Below are 21,702 nucleotides of genomic sequence, written 5' to 3'. Positions count from 1 at the left end.
GACGGCCCCGCTCCGAGGAGCGGGGCCGTCGGTGTGTCCGGGTCAGACCACCGTGACCGGGAGGACCGTCGCCCCGGCAGGGACACCGGCCGGCGGCACCGCGTGGCAGGCCGCCTGCTGACCGTTGGCCTTGACCTCCAGGGCCGGGTACTCGACCTTGCAGATCTCCATGGCCAGCGGGCAGCGCGGGTGGTAGTGGCACCCCGAGGGCCGGTCGATGGCGCTGGGGACCTCGCCCAGCGGCGCGGCCTCCTTCTTGCGCAGCCGGGGGTCCGGCTTCGGCGCCGCCTCGAAGAGCGCCCGGGTGTACGGGTGCTGGGGGGCGGACTCGAGCTGCGCCTTGGTGCCGACCTCGACGATCCGGCCGAGGTACATCACCGCGATGTGGTCGGCGATGTAGGAGACCACCGCCAGGTCGTGGCTGATGAACATCAGCGTCAGACCGAGCTCCTCCTTGAGGTCGGCCAGCAGGTTCATCACCTGCGCGCGGACGCTGACGTCGAGGCTGGCGGTCGGCTCGTCGGCGACCAGGAAGTCCGGGCCGGTGGCCAGTGCCCGGGCGATCCCGATCCGCTGCAGCTGGCCGCCGGAGACCTCGTGCGGATAGCGGTGCAGGAAGTCCGGGTTGAGGCCGACCAGCTCCAGCAGCTCGGTGGCGCGGGCGCGGCGCGAGGCGGCGTCCCCGATCCCGTGCACCCGCAGCGGCTCGGCCACGATGTCGATGAGCCGGTTGCGCCGGTTGACCGAGGAGTACGGGTTCTGGAAGACCATCTGCATGTGCTGCCGCTCGCGGCGCAGCTCCTCGCGGGAGAGCGAGGTGACGTCCTTGCCGCGGAACGCCACCGACCCCGAGGTCGGCTCCTCCAGGCGCAGGATGCTGCGCCCCATGGTGCTCTTGCCCGACCCGCTCTCGCCGATCACGGCGAGCGTCTCGCGCGGGTGGATGTCGACGGTGACGCCGTCCAGCGCGTGCACCACCCGGCGGCTGCCGCGCAGCCGGGCGAGCGCCCCGCCCCCGACCGGGAAGTGGGTGCGCAGGTCGCGCACCGAGACGAGCGGCTCGACGACGTCGGACGAACCGGTGCCCAACGAACCAGGGCTCGACGGATCAGAGTTCGACGGATCAATGCTCATGGTCAGCTCATCTCCCTGTGCGTGGCGGTGGAGAGCCCGTCCGCGGCCCAGTGGCAGGCGGATCGGCCTCCGAGGTCGGCGACCGGGTACAGCTCGGGGCGGTGCGTGTCGCAGACCGCGCCGATCTTGGAGTCGCACCGGTCGGCGAAGGGGCAGCCGGTGACCTGGGCGTCCAGTCCGGGCACGGCACCACGCATCGCGTAGAGACGCTCGCCGTCGTGGGGGAAGCCCGGGATCGCCTGGAGCAGCTGCTTGGTGTACGGGTGCTGGGGCCGCTCGAAGAGGTCGTAGACGTTCGCGACCTCGACGACGCGGCCGGCGTACATCACGACGACCTTGTCGCACATCTCCGCCACGACCGAGAGGTCGTGGGTGACCAGGACCATCGCGAGGTTCCGCTCGGCGCGCAGGCCCCGGAGCAGCTCCAGCACCTGGGCCTCGATGGTGACGTCGAGGCTGGTGGTGGGCTCGTCGGCGAGCAGCACCTTCAGCTCGCGGCTCGCGCAGGCGACAGCGATCATGATCCGCTGCAGCTGGCCCTGGCTGAACTGGAACGGGTAGGACTTCAGCTTGCCGCGGCCGTCGATGCCGACGCCGCGCAGCAGCCGGATGATCTCCTCGTCGTACTCCTTGCGCTTCAGGTCCGGCCGGTGCAGCGCGAGCACCCGGCGGAATTGGCTGCCGATCGTCCAGGCCGGGTTGAAGGAGTTGATCGGGTCCTGGAAGATCATCGACATCTCGCCGCCGCGGACCCGTCGGGCCTCCTCCTCGGAGAGCTCGCGCAGATCGCGGCCGTCCAGGACGATCTCGTCGGCGACCACCTCGGCCGGCGGCCGCAGCATCCCGAGGATCGACTTCAGCGCGGTGCTCTTCCCGGAGCCGCTCTCCCCCACCAGGCCGACGATCTCGCCGGGCTGCACCGAGAGCGAGAACTCCTGGACCGCCGGGACCGGCGTACCGCGGAACTGGTAGCTGGTCTGCAGGTTCGTGACGCGCAGCACCTCGGGGGCCTGCGTCGGCGCGACGGCGCCGGTGCTCGGAACGGACTCGGTGCTCATCGCTGATCTCCCTCGTCGACGGGCTCGACCGGTCCCGGGGCGGCGCCGGGCACCGGGGTGGCGGAGCCGGCGTGGGTCTCGGTCGCGGGAACGCTGTCGGCGTTCGCCTCGGTGCTGGCGGCATCGGCCGGCTTGGCCGGCTTGCGCTTGGCGCCGGTCTTGGCCCGCGGGTCCAGCTCGTCGCGCAGCTGGTCGCCCAGGAGGTTGAAGACCAGCACGAACAGCGCGATCGCCACGGACGGGAAGACCACCAGCCACCAAGCGCCCAGGGTGACGTACTGGCGGGCGTCGGCGAGCATCGTGCCCCAGCTGGCGCCGGGCGGCTGCACGCCGAGTCCCAGGAACGAGACGGCCGCCTCGACCGTGATCGCCATCGCGAGCCCGAAGGCGGCCTGCACCACGAGCGGCGCCGCGATGTTCGGCAGCAGGTTGCGGACCAGGATGTCGCGGCCGCGGCCGCCGAAGGAACGCACCGCCATGACGTAGTCCTCGCGCATCTCGGCGAGCACGCTGGCCCGGGCGATCCGGGCGAAGACCGGCGTCAGCACCACGCCGATCGCGGTGGCCACCAGGACCTCGGGACCGATCGTGAAACGCCCGATCGAGAGGTCGCGCTGGCCGATGATGCCGGTGATGACCGGCACCAGGACGAGCAGCGGGAACGCCAGGACGACGTCCATGAGCCGCATGATGACGGTGTCGCGCCACTTCCCGGACTTCATGCCGGCGAGCATCCCGAGCAGGCTGCCGAGGACGAGCGCGACCAGGACGGCCAGGAAGCCGACCAGGATCGAGACCCGCGACCCGTAGAGGAAGCGGGAGAACACGTCGCGCCCGACGGCGTCGGTGCCCATCCAGTGGGCGCCGCTGGGGGCGGCCATCGGGTTGTCCCCGAGGGCGGCCGGGTCGTGCGGGGCCAGGAACGGGCCGACCAGCGCGAGGAGCAGGAACAGCGCCACGCCGATCAGGCTGAACAGCGAGAGCTTCTTCGAGGCGAGGCGGCGCACGAGGCCGATCTCGTCGGCCCGGTGCACCGAGGCGGGCGACACGGACATGCTGCTGGTCATCGCACTCACTCCTTCCCGGTCGCGTAGCCGACCCGGATCCGGGGGTTGATGACGCCGTAGAGGAGGTCGACGACGATGTTGATGAGGACGAAGACAGCGGCGATGAACATCATCACGCCGATCGTCACGGGGTAGTCGCGGATCGTGAACGACTCCACGAGCAGCCGGCCGAGGCCGGGGATGCCGAAGACGGTCTCGACGACCACGGAGCCACCCAGCAGGAACCCGGTCTGGACGCCGAGGACCGTGACCACGGGCAGCAGCGCGTTGCGCAGGGTGTCCTTCCAGATGATCACCCGCTCGCGCACCCCCATGGCGCGCGCGGCGGACACGTAGTCCTGGCCCAGCACCTCGAGCATGCTGGAGCGGGTCAGCCGCGCGACCAGGCCGATCTGGGGGGCCGCGAGGGCGATGGCCGGCAGCAGGGTGGTCTTCAGGCTCATCACCCAGTCGTCACCGAGCCGGACGAAGCCCTGGTAGGGCATGATCCCGGGGAACCACCAGCCGAACGCCAGCACCAGGAACAGCGCGACGACGAAGTTGGGCACCGAGATCCCGGCCAGCGACAGCACCCGGATCACCTGGTCGGTGGCGCGGTTGGCGCGCAGCGCGGAGATCACGCCGAGCGGGACGCCGACGAGGACCATGAGCAGCAGCGCGAGGACCGCGAGCTGGAGCGTCACCGGCAGCCGGTCGGCGAGGGCGTCGGTGACCGGCGCCTTGTCGGAGTAGGAGACCCCGAGGTCGCCGCGGACCAGGTCGGTCATCCACGTCCAGTACTGCAGCCAGATCGGGTCGTCGAGGCGCATGTCGGCGCGGGCCTGGGCCAGCGCCTCGGGCGGCGCCTCCATGCCGACCGAGAGCAGCGCCGGGTCACCGGGCGCCAGCCGCAGCAGCGTGAAGGCCACCAGGGAGATCAGCAGCAGCACCGGCACGGCCGAGGCCAGCCGCGAGAGCGTCATCCGCACCATCAGCTGCTTCCCTCCGTCGCCGGGTCCCTGGGTGTCGGTGTCATCGTCGGCCTCCTCCTGTCCCCCCGTGGGGAGACCGTCCCGGCCCTGGTGCGCCGCGACGAGTGTCAACTTGGTTCGCAACCTCCGACGACTGTGTCGGAGGTCCTGTCACGCCGGCGCCGCAGCGCCGACGGCGGATCAGCCCTGGCGTTCCAGCACCAGGTGCGGTACGGCGTGCGGCGGGGTCAGCACGGCGGCGCGCCCCCCTCCGAACGGAGCCAGCGCAACCGGGCACACCGGGCCCGCCGAGCCCGGGACGGCTGCCGCCGCGGCGGCCACGGTGGCGTCGAGGTCCTCGACGCTCACCGCCACGCCGAGCAGGCCCCGGCGCGGAGCGACGGCCCGTCCGAGCAGCGACCCGCCGACCTCGGGCGGGAGCCCGTAGTCGATGAGCCCCACGTAGGGCTCCCGGGTGCTCGCCCCGACGTTGCGCGAGCGCAGCCGCAGCGGCTCGTCGATGCCGAGCAGCTCGGCGAAGCTCGGGTCGTCGATCGCGTACTCGTAGACGACGTCCCAGCCGAAGACGGCCCGGTAGTAGTCCACCGCCGCCTGGCCGTCGCTGAGCGGCGCCGAGATGCTCTGCACCTCGCTGGTGCGGCGGTCGAGGACCTGGGCGAAGTCCGCGAAGAACTCCGCGGGTCCGCCGAGGAAGGCCGTCACCACGTTGTCCGGGGCCCACAGGTGCGCCTCCCGGAACACGCCCTCGGGCAGCTCGTACTCGGCCTGGGCCTCGACGACCTCGTAGCCCAGCGAGCGGGCATGCCGGATCGCGCCCTCGTAGTCGGGGGCGTAGAAGTCGATGACCTTGAGCGCGTCGCGGTCCACGCGGGTCTCGTAGCTGCGCACGGTCTCGGCCGAGGCCGGCTCGAAGCTGACCAGCACCGCCCCCGACGCGACTCCGGGAGTCTGCAGCACCGTCAGCTGCGCCGCCTCGATCCCGGCACCGAAGAGGTCCGAGGCGACCGATGCGTCGAGCGCTGTCCGGTCGACCACCGCCATGCCGAACACCTCGGTCAGCAGGCGCACGTGCGCGTCGACCTCACCGGTCGAGATCAGCGGGCCGTACACGGCAGGCCGCTGGGTCATGGCTTCCTCGATCCTGTGGTGCGCCGAGCGCTCGGCACCTCGGCTCCCCGGTAGTTTCACCTACAGGAACAGCGTTCCACAAGAGGAACTGTGGACAAATCTCGGGTCGGTCAGTCGTCGATCCAGCCGAACTGGCGGGACAGGGTGCGGGCGGCGTGGAGGAGGGCGTCGCGGCAGCCCTCGAACTCCGCGGAGAAGCGCTCGGCCGGGCCGCACACGCTGACCACGGCGATCGGATAGCCGTCATGGCTGCGCACCGGCGCCGCCACCGACGCCGCACCGCTCTTCCGCTCCCCCGAGGACCGCGCCCAGCCATGCGCCCGGACCTCGGCGAGATTGCGGCGCAGGGTCTCCACGTCGATGATCGTGCTCGCGGTCAGCGGCTCCAGCGGCGCCTCGCTGACGTACTTCTCCAGCTGCTCGTCGGGCAGGAACGCCAGGAACGCGCGGCCCGACCCGCCGGCGTGCAGCGGGTAGGGCTCGCCGAGCGAGACCGACATGATCACCTCGCGGTCCGGGGTGACCTGGTCGACGTAGATCCGCTCGCGGCCGCCGAGGAGCACCGAGAGCGTCGCGGTCTCGCCGGTGCGGGCGGAGAGCTGCTCCAGGGCCGGGCGGCCCATCCGGCGTACGTCGATCCGGTCCAGGTAGGCGAGGCCCAGGCGCAGCGCGCCGACGCCGAGCGAGTAGCGCCGGGTGCGCTCGTCGACGTCGACGAGGCCGCGCCCGCGCAGCGAGGCCAGGACCCGGTGGATCGCGGCCTTGGACATGCCGAGCTCCTCGGAGAGCTCGGTGATGCCGAAGTCGGGGCCGCGGGTGTTGGCGAGGTGCAGCAGGATGTCGGCTGCCCTCTCTACCGTGGCGATGGTGGCACTGCCGCCACCGTCGGTCTCGGTCTGCTTGGGCCTCGTCGGCATGGCGAACTCCTCGGCGAGCGTGGGGGGTCTCGGTCGTCGTGCGGATCTGCGACCCTCGGCGACGGGCCCGCGGAGGCCGAGCGCGGTCACCCGGCGCGGCCTGTTCCACAATCAGCAAACACGTTTCTCCCATGTTCTCGATCCCAGTGCAAGACATTGCGGATCCACCCCGGCGTTTCACCGGAAGCTGACCAGACACCATCGGGAATCGACGTCCGTACCGTGGCGATCGCTGGACGCTCGGCCCGCGTTGTGGAACGCTGTTTCGAATTCGAAGCAGAGGAGTCCCATGCCACTCGCCACGGGCGGTGCCCCGCTCAACATCGCCAACGGCGTCCGGGAGTTCGCCCGGGCCACGCCGACCGCGGTCGCGGTCGTCGACGGCGACCGGTCCCTGACCTACGCCGAGCTCGGCGAGCGCGCCGCCCGCGTCGCGAACGTCCTGCTCGACCTGGGGCTGGCGCCGGGCGCCCACGTGGCCGTCGGCCTGGGCAACCGCCTCGAGCACCCCGAGATCGCCTGCGGGATCGCGATGGCCGGCATGACCATGGTGCCGGTCAACCCCCGCTACACCGCGGCGGAGGCCGGCTTCATCCTCGAGCACTCCGAGGCCCGGGCGGTGCTCGTCGACGCCGCCCTGGTCGACGTCGTCGCGCCGGCCGCGCGGGCCGCCGACCTCCCGGTCATCGTGCTCGGCGAGCACGCCGAGCTCCCGACGTACGACGAGGCGCTGGCCGCCGCCTCGCCGGTCGACCCGCGTCGCCCGGTCGCGGAGACCGACCCGTTCTGCATCGCCTACACCTCGGGGACCACCGGCCAGCCCAAGGGCGTGATGATCAGCCACCGGTCCCGCTCGCTGACCTTCTACCAGGCCGCGGCCGAGTGGGGCCTGGGCAACGGCCGGACCTCGCTCGCGGTCGCCCCGATGTACCACGGCGCCGGCTTCGCGTTCGGCTACGCGCCGGTCTTCACCGGCGGCACCGTGGTCATGCTGAACAAGTGGTCGCCCCGCACCATGCTGGACCTGGTCGCGCAGCACGCGATCCAGTCGGTCTTCCTGGTGCCCGCGCACGTGCAGATGCTGCGCGCACTGGGCGAGGACGCGATCGCGGCCACCGACCTCTCCAGCCTCGACACCATCTACATCAACGCCGCAGCCCTGCCCTGGGACCTCAAGCAGTGGCTGATGGGCGCCCTCCCCCACGTGGGCGTGCACGAGCTGTACGGCTCCACCGAGAGCGGCATCATCACGAACCTGCGGCCCGTGGACGCCGCGACGCGGCCCGGCTCCGTCGGCCACCCGTGGTTCATGACCGAGGTGCGCGTCGTCGACGAGACCGGCGCCGAGGTCGGGCCGGGCGGCACCGGCGAGCTGTTCAGCCGCTCGCCGTACCTGATGAACGGCTACTTCAAGAACGCCGAGGCCACGGCCGCCTGCACCACCGAGGACGGCTTCGTGACCTGCGGCGACCTGGTCGAGCTCGACGCGGACGGCTTCCTGCACATCGTCGGGCGCAAGAGCGACATGATCGTCTCCGGCGGCATCAACGTCTTCCCGCGCGAGATCGAGGACGTCCTCGCCGAGCACCCCGCGGTGAGCGAGGCCGCCGTCATCGGCGTCGCGTCGGAGCAGTGGGGCGAGGAGGTCGCCGCGGTGGTCGTCCTGGCCGACGGCGCCACGCTCGACGCCGACGCGCTGGACGCGCACTGCCGCGACCGGCTCGCCGGCTTCAAGATCCCGCGCCGCTGGTCGACCACCGCTGCCCTGCCCCGCAACGCCGCGGGCAAGGTCGTCAAGCGCGACCTGATCCTCTGAGGGCTCGCCCTCCGAGGGCTCGCCCGCCCCTTCGCTGACCGCGCGTCTCGGGACGCGCCCCACCCCTGCCCGTTCCTGATCGGAGACCCATGGACCTCGCTGCCACCCTGGAGCCAGCAGTCGGACTCGACCTGCACAGCTTCGCGATCCTTCTGCACATCCTGCTGCTGACCTACTGGCTCGGCAGCGACATCGGGGTCTTCTACTCCAGCAAGTTCGTCGTCGACCCGAAGGTCTCGCCGCAGGGCCGGGCCACGGCGATGAAGATCATGCACATGGTCGACCTGGCGCCGCGGATCTGCCTGATCCTGATGCTGCCCAGCGGTGTGACGCTGATGGCCGCCGGCGAGATCGGCAAGGACGTGTTCTCCGGCTGGCTGCTCGCGCTGGCCTGGATCGGCGGCCTCGCCTGGCTGGCGATCATGCTGGTCTCGTTCTTCCGCTCCCCCGCCAAGCACGCCGACCTCGCCGCCAAGGCGGACTGGGTCGTCCGGATCGGCATCACCGTCGCCCTGCTGGTCGCCGCGGCGTACACGTTCTTCGCCGACGAGCCGTTCGGCGTGGACACCAACCCGAAGTGGCTGGCGGGCAAGGTCGCGGCGTACGCGCTGTGCATCTTCTGCGGCGTGATGATCCGGATCTCGCTCAAGCCGTTCGGCCCCGCCTTCGGCAAGCTGATGAGCAACGGCTCCACCCCCGAGGTCGAGGCTGCCATCGGCGGCTCGATGCGCCGCGCCGTGCCGTGGGTCTACGCGATCTGGGTCCTGGTCCTGATCGCCTCCTTCCTCGGCGTCGTCAAGCCGGGCACGCTCGCCGGCTGAGGTCCGCCGTACGACCGTCCACCGGGTCGTGTGCCTGAGAACGCGCTGGAGCGCGACCTCAGGCACACGACCCGTTTTGGCGTGGGCCCGGTCAGGGTTGGTGGAGGTCGGACGGCGTGCTGTCGGCGACCACCGCGCCGCGCTCGCCCTGCGGCCGCTCGGGACCGGTCGTGGAGTCGCGCAGGGTCTGCCGCTCCGACTCCCCGTTGACGGCTGCCCCGAACAGGACGAGCAGGACGGTGAGCCAGAGCCAGAACATGCTGATCGCCACGCCGGCCAGGGAGCCGTAGGTGGTCCCGTAGGTGCCGAGGTTCTGGACGTACGCGAACAGCGCTGCGGAGGTGGCCGCCCACAGCACGGTGGCACCCGTGGCTCCCCACGTCGTCCACCGCCACTGCGGGTTCCTGCGGTCCGGGGCGAACCGGTAGAGGACTGCCAGCATCGTGCTCATCAGCACTGCCAGCACCGGCCAGGCGACCACCGCCACCACGGCTCGCACGTAGCCCGGAGCGTCGTCGGTGGCTCGGGAGATCACCCCGGCGAGGGCGATCACCGCGCCCAGCAGGAGCGCGCCGCCGAAGACGAACAGCAGGCCCAGGAGGGTACGCCGGAGGAAGCCCCTGGTCTCCGTCTCGTGGTAGGCCACCGTCAACGCGTCGATGAGAGCCACCACGGCAGTCGTGGCGGTCCACAGCGCGAGCACGAGCCCGACCAGGCCGCGCACCGTGAGCACCTCGGTCGAGGCGGTCGTGATGCTGGTCAGCTGGTCGGTGACGAGCGCGTGCACCTGCGGTGGCAGCACCTGTGCCATCTGCGACAGCTGCCGGCGCGCCTGGCCCGGGGTGTTGAGGGCCCCGTAGACCGAGAGCGCGGTCACCAGCACCGGTGCCACCGACAGGACCGCGAAGAACGCGACCCCGGCACTGAGGTAGGGAAGACGCGCGTCCATCAGATGACCCGCGGCACGACGTAGGAGCTGTCGCCAGTCCCGCGCCGACAGCTGCGCCGGGGCGACCGCATCGTCGGCCCCGGTGCCCGTGCGTTGCTCCGAGCTCCGCGTCACCGGTCTCATCATTCGCCGCCGCGGGGCGGGTGTCGATGTCGAAGAACCGGCTGGCCGTTCGACGTCTGTGCGAGAAGCATCTCCCAGCAACCAGTAGGAGTGATCAAGATGCCGCGTTTCATGGGATTCGTGAGGATGGCCGAGGGCATCGGCATGCCGCCGCAGGCGCTGTTCGACGCCATGGGCGCCTACATCGGCGAACGGGCCGCCAACGGCGTGTTCCTCGACGGCGGCGGCCTGTACGGCACCGAGGACGCCGTGAACTTCGTGGTCCGCCAGGGCGACGTCAGCCGGGTCGACGGACCGTACGCCGAGGCCAAGGAGGTCGTCGGCGGCTGGTCCCTCCTGCAGTACGACAGCCTCGAGGAAGCCGTGGCCGACCAACGGGAGTTCGCCGAGCTGCACGCGAAGCACTGGCCCGAGGTCACCGTGGTCTCGACCCTGCGCCAGATCTCGGAGGCTCCGGACGCGCCGGGCGAGTGAACGCCGGCCTCCTGACGACCGGGACTCACTACGCTGGCATCGTGCCGGCAGCGACCAGCTCAGAGGACCCCGGCGAGGCCATCGTCGCCGCGTGGCGGGCCGAGTCGGCCCGCCTCGTCGGCGCTCTGACCCGCATGACGCGGGACGTGGAGCTCGCCGAGGACCTGGCGCAGAACGCCCTCGTCGCCGCGCTCGAGCAGTGGCCCGCGGCCGGCGTACCGGCGAACCCGGGCGCGTGGCTGATGACCACCGCGAAACGGCGCGGCATCGATCACTTCCGGCGCGCCGACGTCCTGCGCCGCAAGGTCGCGGAGCTCGGGCACGCCGGCCAGGGAGGGGAGGCTGCGATGGCCGATCTCGACGCCCAGGTCGACCACATCGAGGACGACGTGCTGCGGCTGATCTTCCTGACCTGCCACCCCGCCCTGAGCGCCGAGACCCGCGCGGCGCTGACGCTTCGACTCGTCGGCGGGCTCACCACCGCCGAGATCGCCCGCGGGTTCCTGGCCTCCGAGACCGCCATGGGCCAGCGGATCTCGCGGGCCAAGAGGACCCTGTCCGAGGCGCGCGCCGAGTTCGAGCTGCCCACCGGGGCGGAGCGGACCAGGCGCCTCGACGACGTCATGGCCGTGATCTACCTGATATTCAACGAGGGCTACACCGCCACCACCGGCACGGACTGGATGCGTCCCGACCTGTCGAACGAGGCGATGCGGCTCGCGCGCATGCTGGCCGCGCTCGCGCCCGACGAGCCCGAGGTGCTCGGGCTCCAGGCGCTGCTGGAGATCCAGGGCTCCCGGATGGCAGCCCGGCTCGACGAGTCCGGTGCACCGGTGCTGCTGGAGGCACAGGACCGGACCCGCTGGGACCCGTTGCTGATCGGGCGCGGGATCGCCGCGCTGCGACGGGCCGAGCAGCTCGCCGCCCGCGGGAAGCCGGTCGGCAAGTACTTCCTGCAGGCCTCGATCGCCGCTCAGCATGCCCGCGCCCGGCGTGCCGAGGACACGGACTGGCGCCGGATCGCGGCGCTGTACGACGTCCTGGCCGGCGCCGCGCCCGGACCGGTCGTCGAGGTGAACCGCGCCGTCGCGCACGGCCGCGCCTTCGGCCCGGACGCAGGGCTGGCCGTGCTCGAGGCGCTGGACGCCGAGGCGCTCGGTGCCTCACCCCTCGTGCCGAGCGTGCGCGGGGACCTGCTCGAGCGGGCGGGGCAGTACGAGCAGGCGAGCCGGTCGTTCACGGAGGCGGCCGCGCGCTCCAGGAACGAGAGCGAGCGTGCGTTGCTGCACCGTCGGGCGCAGCGGAACCTGGATCGGGTGCCGGGGTCGGGGTGAGCCCCGCCCCTGGTGCCGACGTCGTCCTCGGGCAGGCACCGTGGCGGCGCTCCCGTCGCCCAGGGACTGCCCAGTGTCCCGCGCACTGGAAGTCCGTTCCGCGATGGGCGACAAACCCCGCGATTCGGAGTACTTTCGGCGGAACCCCGTTCCGCGTGACGTGGATCACTGTCGAAAGGTCTCCCATGGCTGCACCCAGAGATTGGCGCCTGACCACGACCGCTGCCGTTGCCTGTTTGGCACTCGCCGGCTGCTCCTCAAGTGGAAGCGACGAGGATGGCGCCGGGCCGGGCAACAGCGTCCGCGACCTTGTCATCGACACGTTGAACGCACCTGACTCGCTCGACCCGCTCTACCGCGACACCCCGGAAGCGGAGCAGGTCTATCGGCTCACGCACAGCACCATCCTGCGCTGGAAGGAGGACCAGTCCCTGGCTCCCGACCTTGCCGCGGAGATGCCGGAGGTGAGCGCCGACGGCCTCACCTTCACGGTGCGACTTCGAGAAGGGGTGACCTTCCACGACGGCACAGCGCTGACAGCCGAGGACGTCGTGCACACCTTCGCGGAGGCCGCCGAACCAGAGAACGGGTCGGTCTGGCTCTCCTCCACGACGTTCATCGATTCAGTGGAGGCCGCTGACGAACTGACCGTTGAGATGAAGCTCTCCAAGCCCTACGCATATCTCGATTCGCGTTTGGCAATGATTCCGATCCTCTCCTCCGAGGAGAAGTACGTTCCCAACGAGACGTGGGCGCGACGGAGTAACGGATCCGGCCCTTACCGGTTGGAGTCCACCGAGCGCGGCGAATCGATCAGCCTCGCCCGGAACGACGACTACTACTCCGAGCTCCCTCCGTACGAGACCATCAAGCTCGCCGTGGTCCCCGAGAACGCCTCCCGCATCGCCCGCCTTGTCAATGGCGAGACGCATATCGTCCCGGACCTGCCGGCGGACCAGATCGATCTCGTCACCAGTCGAGGTCAGCGCGCCGAAACGGTCGAGGGCAACACCTCACGGTTGTTCGCCTGGCCGTCGCAGCAGGCGGGGCGCCCAACGGTCAACCCAGCCTTCCGCCTCGCTCTGGCCTGGGCCATCGATCGCACAGCGATCGTCGACCAGGTCTTCCACGGCGCCGGACGCCCAAACAGCACCTATTTGACCTTCGGCACGCAATATCACAATGAGGAACTCGGAACGCACTTCGGGGAGCGACCCAACATTGAGAAGGCGAAGCAGCACCTGGCCGCCTCTGGCGTCGACCTGGACCGCAAGTTCAATATCATCGCCTACAACCAGCCGGCCATCGTCCAAGCCGCAACGATCATCCAGGCGAACCTCGCCGAGCTCGGCATAGAGGCGACGGTCGACGCCGAGGAGGTCGCGGCATTCTTCCCGAAAATGGTGTCCGGTGACTACGACCTGATTCTGTACAACAGCCCGTCCTCGATCTCGACGGGCTTCGCCCCGGACTATGTCAACGGCGGCCTCAACAGCACGTCGTCCAGTAACTTCAACGCGTTCGCGGACGAGAGTCTGGACCAACTGCTCAACGCCGCGATGGTGGCCGGCCCGGCGGAGCAGGAAGCGGCATGGCACGCGGTGCAGAACCGGGACCTCGAGATCCAGGGCAACATCCAGATCGTCGTCTCACAGAACAGCCAGGCATGGTCGAAGGAGCTCGGCGACTATCGACCTTCTAACCTGGCGTGGTTCAACACGCTCTTGCCCGGCTACTAAACGCGAAAAGGGACGGGACCACCGCAGCCGCTGGCTGCGGTGGTCCCGTTTAGCACGCCTGTGGACGTCAGTCGTCCCACGACCATCGAGAGCGGCCATGGTAGGAGTGCGCGAGCCCGGTCTCGACGTTCATACGCTCAGCGGCTGCATCACCGCCACGGACGACTTCCTCGTGATCCCACATTGTCAGCCGCCCTTCATCGACGAGCACCTCTCCCTCGACCAGCACCGTGCGCACGGCGTCCGGGTTTCCCGAGTAGACGAGGTTCGACGGCCAGGTGCTCCGCGGCACGAGATGCGGACGAAGCAGATCAACCACCACGAGGTCGGCGCGTTTCCCCACCTCGAGCGACCCGATCTGCTCATCCAGGCCGATCGCTCGTGCGCCGCCGATCGTCGCGAGTTCCAACGCCAGCTCCGCGGAGCCCCATGCCGCGCCGAACCGCGACTTCTGGAGGAAGATCGCGCTCTTCATCACCTCCCACATGTTCTGACCGTTATTCGTCGACGCCCCGTCCGTTCCGAGCCCTACCCGGACGCCCGCGTCGATCATCTCGGCGAGCGGGGCCAGGCCGGAGGCGTACATCAGATTGGCCACCGGGTTGTGGGAGACGCCCGTGAGCGACTCCGCGAGCAACTTCCTCTCGTTCTCGTTCGGCCACACGCAGTGGGCGATGAGGAGGTGGGGTCCAAGCGCATCCAAGTCAGCAAGGCGCTCGATGGAGCCCTTCCCGAACCGCCGCAGAGCCTCGTCGCGCTCATCTGGTGAACTCGCCACGTGCATGGTCATCCGGGTGCCCTCAGCACGGGCGAACGCCGTGAACTCCCGGACCATCTGCGGAGTGCAGCGAAGCACTCCGAGCGCCTCGGGAACGACCTCAACCAGATCGCTGCCGAAGATGCCGCGGAGCCGACGAACCTCCGACAACGCCTCGTCGATGCTCTCTCTGACGTCCGGCGCGGTGGCCTGGCTCGGGTCGTGGTCGTCGGCCGAATCGACCGAGATGCGTGCAACGACACTGCGTGACCGAGACTCCGTCACGGCGCGGAGCACACCCTCGATACTGTCCTTGTTCGGGCTCCCGAACTCACCGACCACAGTGGTGGTGACCCCGTTGAGAAGGTTCTCCGCGAGCGAGACGCGGGCGCCCTCATAGGCCGTATCCGCCCGACTTGCTCGCAGTGAAGGCCACATGCCGCGCTCCACCCAGTCGGCGAGCGGCAACTCGTCGAAGAGTCCCCGCGAGATGCCGTTGGACAGGTGGGTGTGGCCATTGACCAGGCCAGGCAGCACCGCAGAGTCGGACAGCTGCCGAGTCACGGCGGCTTGGAAGTCGCAGTCACGCGCAGCGCCCACCCCGACCACCCGGCCGTTCGTGATGGCAACGTATCCGTCCTGATAGACGCGCCGCGCTGCATCCATCGTGACCACGGTGCCGCCGGTCAGCACCAGGTCCGCGGGCCTCACGACACCCTCCGTCGGTAGTGGGCGGCTGCGCCGCAGCCGCGCATCCAGGGTGCGTCGAGCATCAGCCAGGCCCCTCCGAATAGCGAGCGCTGAGTGGACTTGGTCATCGTTCGTCTCCCATCCGCACCGAAGTGCGTAGGTGGGCCCCCGCGGCAGGTCCGCTTGGTGCCGGTACGCGGCGCCAGACCGACTGCCCGCGCCTCAGTCCGTGTCGGCCGACACGAAGACATCACTCCAAAGCCGGGACATGCCCGGCGGCAGGGTCCAGCACGCGTCCTCGGGCGTCCCACACAGTGGAATAACGTTCCAATGCGAACCTAGGGCCCATGAGCAGCGGCGTCAACGGACGGGAACCAATCTCTTTCGGGCTCCGGGCTCACGACGACGTACGACTGCCTGGCGGTGAACGAGAAGCCCGGCGGTGGCCGGGTCAGCGGCTGGGCGTTCACCGCCACCATGAACTGGGACGAGGCCAGCGGGAGGCTCGGCAGCTGACGCCGGATCGCTGATGCACGCCAAGATGACTCCGTTCACCAGCGGCCGCCAGAGCGCCTGGCACGGCGTCGACAGTTCTCCACAGGTGGTCTGACCTGCGGGAACAGTCGAACTGAACTGTCGGTGGTCGGTGGTGTAGTAGGTCACATGACGGCAGCGTTCGCACCCCGATCGGGGCATCCGGTGGCCCGGGCGGTGGCGTGCGTGCACGAGGCCCTCGACCAGGTGGTCGATGCGCCGGTGTGGTCGCTGGACGCGACCGAGGCCGGTGCCGCGCTGCTGGAGCTGACGTCCGAGATCGCCCGGCTCCAGGAGCTGCGGATGCGGGTCGCGGCCCACGCCCACACCGTCGACGTGGGTGCGGCGGTCGGGGCGACGAGCACCGCGAACTGGTGGGCTCATGAGGCGCGGTTGACCCGCCAGGAGACGCACCGGTTGATGCGGCTGGCCCGGGCGTTGGACACCCCGCGGCACGACCCCGTCCGGGAGGCCTTGGCCGCGGGCCGGGTTCACCTCGACCAGGCGCAGGTGATCGTGGACGCGGTCGACGACCTTCCTGCGGAGTACGTCGACGAGGACACCCAGCTACGGGCCGAGGAGTTCCTCCTCGGGCAGGCCCGCCACCACGACGCCATCGCGCTACGCAGACTGGGCAAGCGGCTGATCGAGGTCATCGCCCCCGAGCACGCCGACGCCGTCGAGGCCGCCCGGCTCGAGCGCGAGGAGGCCGCCGCCCGGGCCGCAGCGAGGTTGACGATGTCGGATGACGGCCACGGCAAGACCCACGGCCGGTTCACGATCCCCACCCACCATGCAGCCATGCTCCGCACCGCGCTGCTGGCGATCGCTGCCCCGAAGCACCAGCAGGCCGTGAACGGAGCTGGGTCCGGTGAGCGGCGACCGGGTCCGGAGCGGATGGGTCAGGCCTTCTGCGAGTACCTCGAGCGCTACCCGACCGACCGGCTCCCCGACGCCGGCGGCGTCGCCGCCACCATCGTGGTCACGATGGAGATGGAGTCGCTGGTCGGCGGACTCCGCGCCGCGCACCTGAGCACCGGCGAGACCATCTCCGCCAGCGAGGCGAGGCGCCTGGCCTGTCAGGCCGGGATCATCCCCGCCGTCCTCGACGGCGCCGGTCAGCCCCTCGACGTGGGCCGCACCCGGCGGCTGTTCACCAAGGCCCAGCGCATCGCGATGGGCCTACGAGACGGGGGCTGCACCGCCGAGGGCTGCGACTGGCCACCCGGCCTATGTCACGGCCACCACGTCATCCCCTGGCACCTCGCCGGCGACACGAGCCTGACCAACGGCCGCCTGCTCTGCCCGAAACACCACGCCCGAGCCCACGACCCGGCCTACGAGACCCGGCCCCTGCCCGGCGGGAAGATCGCCTTCCACCGAAGGTGCTAGTCCGACCAGCAGACCCGGGCAGACCCGCACCAACCCCTAGCCGGGCACCCGGATCGCAGGCCATCCGGCCACGTCGCACTGACCGTGCTCGTTGCCTCCCGTGGCCAGCACCGACCCATCCGCCCGCAGCCCTAGCGTGTGGGTGGCCCCGGCCACCACCGCGACCACGTCGCGCCAGCGGGCCACGTCGCACTGACCGTGCTCGTTGCTGCCCGCTGCCAGGACGCGGCCGGCGGTGGTGACGGCGACGGTGTGGGAGCTGCCGGCGGACACGGCCACGACGTCGCGCCAGGCACCGACGTCACAGGCTCCGGTCGATCGATCTCCGGCCGCGAGGACCCGTCCGCTCCTCGTCAGGGCGACCGTGTGCAGGTAGCCCGCCGCGATGGCGCTCACGTCACGCCACGCATCGACTGCACACTGTCCACGGCGGCCGTTCCCCACGGCGACGGCGGTCCCGTCCGCCCGGAGGCCCACCGAGTGCCAGTCCCCGCACGCCAGCGCGACGACCTCCCGCCACCCGCTCACGTCGCACGCTCCGTCACCGCGCCGTCCCACCGCGCGCACGGAGCCGTCGGCACCCAGACCCAGGGTGCGGCGCCAGCCCGCGGCGACAGCTGTCACCTCCCGCCATCCGGTGACGTCGCACTGCCCGTCGCCGTTCCAGCCCGTCGCCACCACGGTGCCGTCGCGCCGCAGCCCGACGCTGTGGGAGCGTCCGGTGTTCGGCGCCGCGTGCACGTTGCCCGCCGCCACCGCCACCACACCTGCCCAGTCGGCCCAGTCGGTGACGCGACACTCCCCCGCCGTACCCTTCCCGGCCGCGACGACAGTGCCGTCGCTGCGCAGCCCGAGCGAGTGCCGCCGGCCGGCGGCGATGACGGGACTGCTCACAGACGCGCCGCCGTGCGCACCAGGCCGGCCACGCCGGGCGACGTGCTGTGCGGGGGCCAGGCGATGACTGTCGTCACCTGCGGCGCGTCCACGAGCGGTACGACGGCCAGCCCGTCGCGCAGGTTGGCTCGCACCGACTCGGGCAGCACGATCGCGGTGCGGCCCAGGCGCACCAGCTGCAGGACCTGGGTCAGGTCGCGGAGCTCGGGGCCCGGCCCGTCGGGGTAGCTGCCATCCAGATGCGGCCACCGCGGCAGTGGCAGGTCCGGGATCGAGCCGGCCTCGGCCACGGACATCGAGGTCCGGGTGCTCGCCGGATGACCGGCGGGCAGGATCAGCATCTGGTCCTCGACCATCAGCGGGTCCACGTCGAACCCGCTCGTGTCGTCGAACGGCCGGTGCAGGATCGCGACGTCGGCGCGCCCGTCGCGCAGCATCGGAGCCTGGTGGCGCGGCGGGCTCAGCACGACCTCGATGTCGACCGCATCGGGCTCGGCGGCGTAGGCGTCGAGCAGCTTGGCCATCAGCTCGCTCGACGCGCCCGCCTTGGCGGTGAGCACGACGGGGGCTCGGGCGCCGGCCGCGGCGGTGCGGCGGGTACGCCGCTCCGCCGCCTCGACCGCGGAGAGCGCCGCGCGCCCCTCGCGCACCAGGGTCTCGCCAGCGCTGGTGAGCGTCACCCCGCGCGGCGTACGCACGAACAGGTCGGCGCCGAGGCGCCGCTCGAGCCGGGCGATCGCGCGCGACAGCGGCGGCTGGGCCATCCCGAGGCGCTCGGCGGCCCGGCCGACGTGCGCCTCCTCGGCGACGGCGAGGAAGTAGCGCAGCTCCCGGGTCTCCACCTGGTGGACGTTACCCCGGCCCACCTGGGGCGATACCTGGTCGGTATCGGCCGGCACCCGATCGGTCTTGGACCCGCCCGGCGCGTGGCGCCCAGGATCGAGGCATGCCAGAGAACAGCACCCAGACCACGAACGACACGAAGACCGCGCTGGTCACCGGCGCCAACAAGGGCATCGGCTACGAGATCGCCGCGGGCCTCGCCCGCCTCGGGTTCCGCGTCGGCCTCGGCGCTCGCGACGCGGGCCGACGCGAGGAGGCCGTGGCCAAGCTCCGGGCGGAGGGACTCGACGTGTTCGGCGTCCCGCTCGACGTGACCGACGACGCCAGCGTCGCCGCCGCAGCCGCCCAGCTCGAGGCGGAGGGCGGACTCGACGTGCTCGTCAACAACGCCGGCATCACCGGCGGGATGCCGCAGGAGCCCACCCGGGTCAGCCCCGAGCAGGTGCTCGCGGTCGTCGACACCAACGTCATCGGCGTCATCCGGCTGACCAACGCGGTGCTGCCGATGCTGCGCCGCGCGAGGTCGCCGCGCATCGTCAACGTCTCGAGCACTGTCGGCTCGCTCACGCTGCAGACCGCGCAGGCCGGTGCCGTCGGCCCGATCTCGGCGGCGTACTCGCCGACCAAGTCCTACCTCAACGCGGTCACGATCCAGTACGCCAAGGAGCTCGCCGGCACCGGCATCCTGGTCAACGCGGGCTGCCCCGGCTACGTCGCCACCGACCTCAACGGCTTCCAGGGCCACCGCACGCCCGAGCAGGGCGCCGCGATCTTCCTGGAGCTCGCGACGCTGCCCGACGGCGGACCGACCGGGACGTTCCGCGACGACGAGGGCATCCAGCCCTGGTGAGGTCGGTGAGGCGAGGCGCGGCGCCGCCGCTCAGGCCTGGTACCACCACGGCTGGAGCTTCGGCTCCTCGCGGGTGAGCAGCACCCGCTGGCGCAGGAACCGCCGCACCGAGGCCGGCCCCATCCGGCTCGGGCCGAGGCCGGAGAGCTTGAACGCCTGCTTCTCCCCCTCCGGCACCAGCCCGGTCAGGCACACGTCGTTGATGCTGACGCCGCCCGCCTCCAGGCGGGCGGCGACGGCCTCGGCGACCTCGCGGCTGCCGAAGACCGCGCCGGAGAGCCCGTAGCGGGTGTCGTTGGCGAGCTCGACCGCCTGGTCGAGGTCGTCGACGGCCATCACCGGGATCACCGGGCCGAAGGTCTCCTCGGTCATCACGGTCATCGTGTGGTCGACACCCGAGAGCACGGTCGGGCGCAGGTAGGGCCGCCCGCCGTGCTCCTCGACCTCCCCGCCGTGGCGCACGACCGCACCGCGCTCCACCGCGTCGCGGACGTGCTCCGCGACGACCGCTGCCTGTCGGGCGTCGATGAACGGGCCCATCTCGCCGTCGGCGGGCGTCGGCACGGCCAGCCGGACCGCGGCGGCCTTGCGGACGATCAGCTCGACGAGCTCCTCGGCGACCGAGCGCTCGGCGTACACCCGCTCCAGCGACATGCACGACTGACCGGTGTTCGCGGTCGAGCCCCACAGGATCGCGGAGCTGGCGATGTCGAGGTCGGCGTCCGCGGCGACGATCGCGGCGTCCTTGCCGCCCAGCTCGAGGAACGACGGCACGAACGCCTCCGCGGCGGCGACCGCCACAGCCTGGCCGGTGCGCACGCTGCCGGTGAAGCAGACCGCGTCGACCTGCGAGACCAGCTCGCGGCCGGCCTCGGGCCCGCCCTCCACGACCACCAGCACCTCGGCGAGCGCCGGGACCGCGGCGATGCTCGCCTGCAGCGCGGGCACGAAGCCCGGGGTGACCTCGCTGGGCTTGACCACGACCGGGCAGCCGGCGAGCAGGGCCGGGACCGCGTCGATGAGGGCCAGCTGGAGCGGGAAGTTCCACGGCGAGATCACCCCGACCACGCCGAGCGGCACCGGGGCGTCGGTGATCAGCACGCTGCCGTCGGTGCTGGGCCGGCTCGCCGGTCCGCCGAGCAGGTCGCGGGCCCATCCCGACTGGCGCTCGATCGAGGCCAGGACCGAGTCGATCTCCATGTCCGAGAGCGCGATCCGGCCGGTGTCCGCCACCAGGCCCGCCCGCAGCTCCGACCGACGGGCCCGCAGCTCCTCGGCCCACTGCGCGAGGACCTCGATGCGCCCCTCGATCCCGCGCGCCACCCAGTCGGCGACCCGCGCGCGTACGTCGCTCACCGCGGTGACGATCTCGTGCTCCACTGTCCTGCTCCTCTTCGCGTTTCGCGTTCTCTGCTGGGGCGGGCACCCGGTCGGGCCCCGCCGACGGGTCAGGCCCGACCGACCCGCTCCGGGGCGGGCTCGGGCTCGGGCTCCGGGGCGGGCTCCGGCTCGAGCTGGGTGAGGTCGACGCGGCTGATCGTCGCCGCTCCCGGCATGGCCAGGACGTCGGCGACCACCCGGGCCACGGCGTCCGCCGGGAGCCGGCGCAGGTCGGTCCGCCCGGACAGCACGCTCTCGACAGCGGTGGCCACCACGACGTCGGTGACCTTGACCAAGGACGGGCCGACCTCCTGGCGCAGCGCGTCGGAGAGCCCGAGCAGCCCGAACTTCGACGCGGAGTACGCCGCGCCCTGCTCGTAGCCGCGCAGTCCGGCCCCGGAGTTGATGTTGAGCACCTGCCCCCGGCACCCGTCCTGCGGCGACTGCCGGCACATCTGCCGCACCGCCGCCTGGGCCGCGTGCAGGGCACCGGTGAGGTTGACGCCCAGGGTCTGGTCCCAGTCCTCGGCGGTCACCGTCGTGGCGGTGCCGCGCCGGAAGACGCCGGCGTTGTTGACCAGCACGTCGAGCCGCCCGGAGCCGGCCACCACGTCCGCGACCACCTGCGCGCACGCCTCCGCGTCGCGGACGTCGAGCAGGTGGGCGTGGGCGCGGCCGCCCGCGCCGACCACGCCCGCGACGACCGTCTCCAGCGTCGCGGCGGTGCGGCCGGCCACGTGCACGTCGTACCCGCGGGAGGCGAGCAGCCGGGCGGTGGCGGCGCCGAGGCCGGTGCCGCCGCCGGTGACCAGGACCGTAGGTGCCACCGGA

The 21,702-nt window shown here is 71.4% G+C and carries 19 protein-coding genes; 7 read left to right on the top strand and 12 right to left on the bottom strand.

What is annotated here, in order from left to right:
• Positions 1-42: 42 nt before the first annotated feature.
• The 6 genes from EBO35_RS05340 to EBO35_RS05315 form a co-directional block, all read right to left on the bottom strand.
• Positions 43-1,089: an ABC transporter ATP-binding protein gene (locus EBO35_RS05340; RefSeq protein ID WP_241153874.1), complete on the bottom strand. Its 1,047-nt coding sequence runs from the start codon at positions 1,087-1,089 to the stop codon at positions 43-45.
• 47 nt (positions 1,090-1,136) lie between these two features.
• The gene (locus EBO35_RS05335) at positions 1,137-2,192 is read right to left on the bottom strand and encodes an ABC transporter ATP-binding protein (RefSeq protein WP_122816800.1); all 1,056 of its coding nucleotides are present in this window, start codon (positions 2,190-2,192) and stop codon (positions 1,137-1,139) included.
• Entirely contained in the window at positions 2,189-3,259 is a 1,071-nt protein-coding gene (locus EBO35_RS05330; protein ID WP_206422681.1) for an ABC transporter permease, read from the bottom strand. The genes EBO35_RS05335 and EBO35_RS05330 overlap by 4 nt, the downstream gene beginning before the upstream one ends.
• Positions 3,260-3,264: 5 nt before the next feature.
• Positions 3,265-4,341 carry an ABC transporter permease gene (locus EBO35_RS05325; protein WP_122816799.1) on the bottom strand — a complete coding sequence of 359 codons (1,077 nt, stop codon included), beginning with the start codon at positions 4,339-4,341 and terminating at the stop codon, positions 3,265-3,267.
• 69 nt (positions 4,342-4,410) lie between these two features.
• Entirely contained in the window at positions 4,411-5,358 is a 948-nt protein-coding gene (locus EBO35_RS05320; RefSeq protein ID WP_122816798.1) for a hypothetical protein, read from the bottom strand.
• Positions 5,359-5,468: 110 nt separating this feature from the next.
• Positions 5,469-6,275, bottom strand: a complete 807-nt coding sequence (locus EBO35_RS05315; RefSeq protein ID WP_122816797.1) for an IclR family transcriptional regulator — start codon at positions 6,273-6,275, stop codon at positions 5,469-5,471.
• 289 nt (positions 6,276-6,564) lie between these two features.
• Here EBO35_RS05315 and EBO35_RS05310 point away from each other — a divergent pair, with 289 nt between their 5' ends.
• Together EBO35_RS05310 and EBO35_RS05305 are read left to right on the top strand one after the other, a co-directional pair.
• Positions 6,565-8,091 carry a class I adenylate-forming enzyme family protein gene (locus tag EBO35_RS05310; protein ID WP_122816796.1) on the top strand — a complete coding sequence of 509 codons (1,527 nt, stop codon included), beginning with the start codon at positions 6,565-6,567 and terminating at the stop codon, positions 8,089-8,091.
• An 89-nt stretch (positions 8,092-8,180) separates the two neighbouring features.
• Positions 8,181-8,912, top strand: coding sequence for a hypothetical protein (locus EBO35_RS05305; RefSeq protein WP_122816795.1), 732 nt, complete (start codon positions 8,181-8,183; stop codon positions 8,910-8,912).
• Positions 8,913-9,003: 91 nt separating this feature from the next.
• On the opposite strand, the gene EBO35_RS05300 is transcribed toward EBO35_RS05305, so the two are convergent.
• On the bottom strand, positions 9,004-9,861 hold the full coding sequence (locus tag EBO35_RS05300) for a YihY/virulence factor BrkB family protein (RefSeq protein ID WP_206422680.1): 858 nt from the start codon (positions 9,859-9,861) through the stop codon (positions 9,004-9,006).
• 234 nt (positions 9,862-10,095) lie between these two features.
• On the opposite strand from EBO35_RS05300, the gene EBO35_RS05295 reads away from it, so the two are divergent.
• From EBO35_RS05295 to EBO35_RS05285, 3 genes are all read left to right on the top strand, one after another.
• Positions 10,096-10,458, top strand: coding sequence for a YciI family protein (locus tag EBO35_RS05295; RefSeq protein ID WP_241153873.1), 363 nt, complete (start codon positions 10,096-10,098; stop codon positions 10,456-10,458).
• Between the two features lie 41 nt (positions 10,459-10,499).
• Positions 10,500-11,792: an RNA polymerase sigma factor gene (locus tag EBO35_RS05290; protein ID WP_122819337.1), complete on the top strand. Its 1,293-nt coding sequence runs from the start codon at positions 10,500-10,502 to the stop codon at positions 11,790-11,792.
• A gap of 185 nt (positions 11,793-11,977) precedes the next feature.
• On the top strand, positions 11,978-13,531 hold the full coding sequence (locus EBO35_RS05285; protein WP_122816793.1) for an ABC transporter substrate-binding protein: 1,554 nt from the start codon (positions 11,978-11,980) through the stop codon (positions 13,529-13,531).
• 67 nt (positions 13,532-13,598) lie between these two features.
• Here EBO35_RS05285 and EBO35_RS05280 read toward each other — a convergent pair whose 3' ends face one another.
• Positions 13,599-14,999, bottom strand: a complete 1,401-nt coding sequence (locus EBO35_RS05280; protein WP_122816792.1) for an amidohydrolase family protein — start codon at positions 14,997-14,999, stop codon at positions 13,599-13,601.
• A 642-nt stretch (positions 15,000-15,641) separates the two neighbouring features.
• Here EBO35_RS05280 and EBO35_RS05275 point away from each other — a divergent pair.
• The gene (locus tag EBO35_RS05275; RefSeq protein WP_122816791.1) at positions 15,642-16,904 is read left to right on the top strand and encodes an HNH endonuclease signature motif containing protein; all 1,263 of its coding nucleotides are present in this window, start codon (positions 15,642-15,644) and stop codon (positions 16,902-16,904) included.
• 36 nt (positions 16,905-16,940) lie between these two features.
• On the opposite strand, the gene EBO35_RS05270 is transcribed toward EBO35_RS05275, so the two are convergent.
• Together EBO35_RS05270 and EBO35_RS20150 are read right to left on the bottom strand one after the other, a co-directional pair.
• Positions 16,941-17,798, bottom strand: coding sequence for an RCC1 domain-containing protein (locus tag EBO35_RS05270; RefSeq protein ID WP_241153872.1), 858 nt, complete (start codon positions 17,796-17,798; stop codon positions 16,941-16,943).
• A complete protein-coding gene (locus tag EBO35_RS20150) occupies positions 17,795-18,640 on the bottom strand; it encodes a LysR family transcriptional regulator (RefSeq protein ID WP_122816790.1) in 846 nt (281 codons plus the stop codon). Before EBO35_RS20150 ends, EBO35_RS05270 begins: the two co-directional genes overlap by 4 nt.
• 104 nt (positions 18,641-18,744) lie before the next feature.
• Here EBO35_RS20150 and EBO35_RS05260 point away from each other — a divergent pair, with 104 nt between their 5' ends.
• On the top strand, positions 18,745-19,491 hold the full coding sequence (locus EBO35_RS05260; RefSeq protein ID WP_122816789.1) for an SDR family oxidoreductase: 747 nt from the start codon (positions 18,745-18,747) through the stop codon (positions 19,489-19,491).
• Between the two features lie 30 nt (positions 19,492-19,521).
• Here EBO35_RS05260 and EBO35_RS05255 read toward each other — a convergent pair whose 3' ends face one another.
• Positions 19,522-20,943: an aldehyde dehydrogenase family protein gene (locus tag EBO35_RS05255; protein ID WP_263457652.1), complete on the bottom strand. Its 1,422-nt coding sequence runs from the start codon at positions 20,941-20,943 to the stop codon at positions 19,522-19,524.
• Entirely contained in the window at positions 20,940-21,698 is a 759-nt protein-coding gene (locus EBO35_RS05250) for an SDR family oxidoreductase (protein ID WP_164477817.1), read from the bottom strand. The genes EBO35_RS05255 and EBO35_RS05250 overlap by 4 nt, the downstream gene beginning before the upstream one ends.
• Between the last annotated feature and the right edge of the window lie 4 nt (positions 21,699-21,702).

This window comes from Nocardioides pantholopis, assembly GCF_003710085.1.
Lineage (GTDB): Bacteria > Actinomycetota > Actinomycetes > Propionibacteriales > Nocardioidaceae > Nocardioides > Nocardioides pantholopis.
Note: the sequence above shows the minus strand (reverse complement) of the source record. Positions and strands in the feature narration are given on the sequence as shown.

Coding starts and splice junctions, on each gene's coding strand:
- EBO35_RS05335 (WP_122816800.1), bottom strand. CDS start 2,192: ATGAGCACCGAGTCCGTTCCGAGCACCGGCGCCGTCGCGCCGACGCAG.
- EBO35_RS05330 (WP_206422681.1), bottom strand. CDS start 3,259: ATGACCAGCAGCATGTCCGTGTCGCCCGCCTCGGTGCACCGGGCCGAC.
- EBO35_RS05320 (WP_122816798.1), bottom strand. CDS start 5,358: ATGACCCAGCGGCCTGCCGTGTACGGCCCGCTGATCTCGACCGGTGAG.
- EBO35_RS05315 (WP_122816797.1), bottom strand. CDS start 6,275: ATGCCGACGAGGCCCAAGCAGACCGAGACCGACGGTGGCGGCAGTGCC.
- EBO35_RS05310 (WP_122816796.1), top strand. CDS start 6,565: ATGCCACTCGCCACGGGCGGTGCCCCGCTCAACATCGCCAACGGCGTC.
- EBO35_RS05305 (WP_122816795.1), top strand. CDS start 8,181: ATGGACCTCGCTGCCACCCTGGAGCCAGCAGTCGGACTCGACCTGCAC.
- EBO35_RS05300 (WP_206422680.1), bottom strand. CDS start 9,861: ATGGACGCGCGTCTTCCCTACCTCAGTGCCGGGGTCGCGTTCTTCGCG.
- EBO35_RS05295 (WP_241153873.1), top strand. CDS start 10,096: ATGGGATTCGTGAGGATGGCCGAGGGCATCGGCATGCCGCCGCAGGCG.
- EBO35_RS05285 (WP_122816793.1), top strand. CDS start 11,978: ATGGCTGCACCCAGAGATTGGCGCCTGACCACGACCGCTGCCGTTGCC.
- EBO35_RS05275 (WP_122816791.1), top strand. CDS start 15,642: ATGACGGCAGCGTTCGCACCCCGATCGGGGCATCCGGTGGCCCGGGCG.
- EBO35_RS05260 (WP_122816789.1), top strand. CDS start 18,745: ATGCCAGAGAACAGCACCCAGACCACGAACGACACGAAGACCGCGCTG.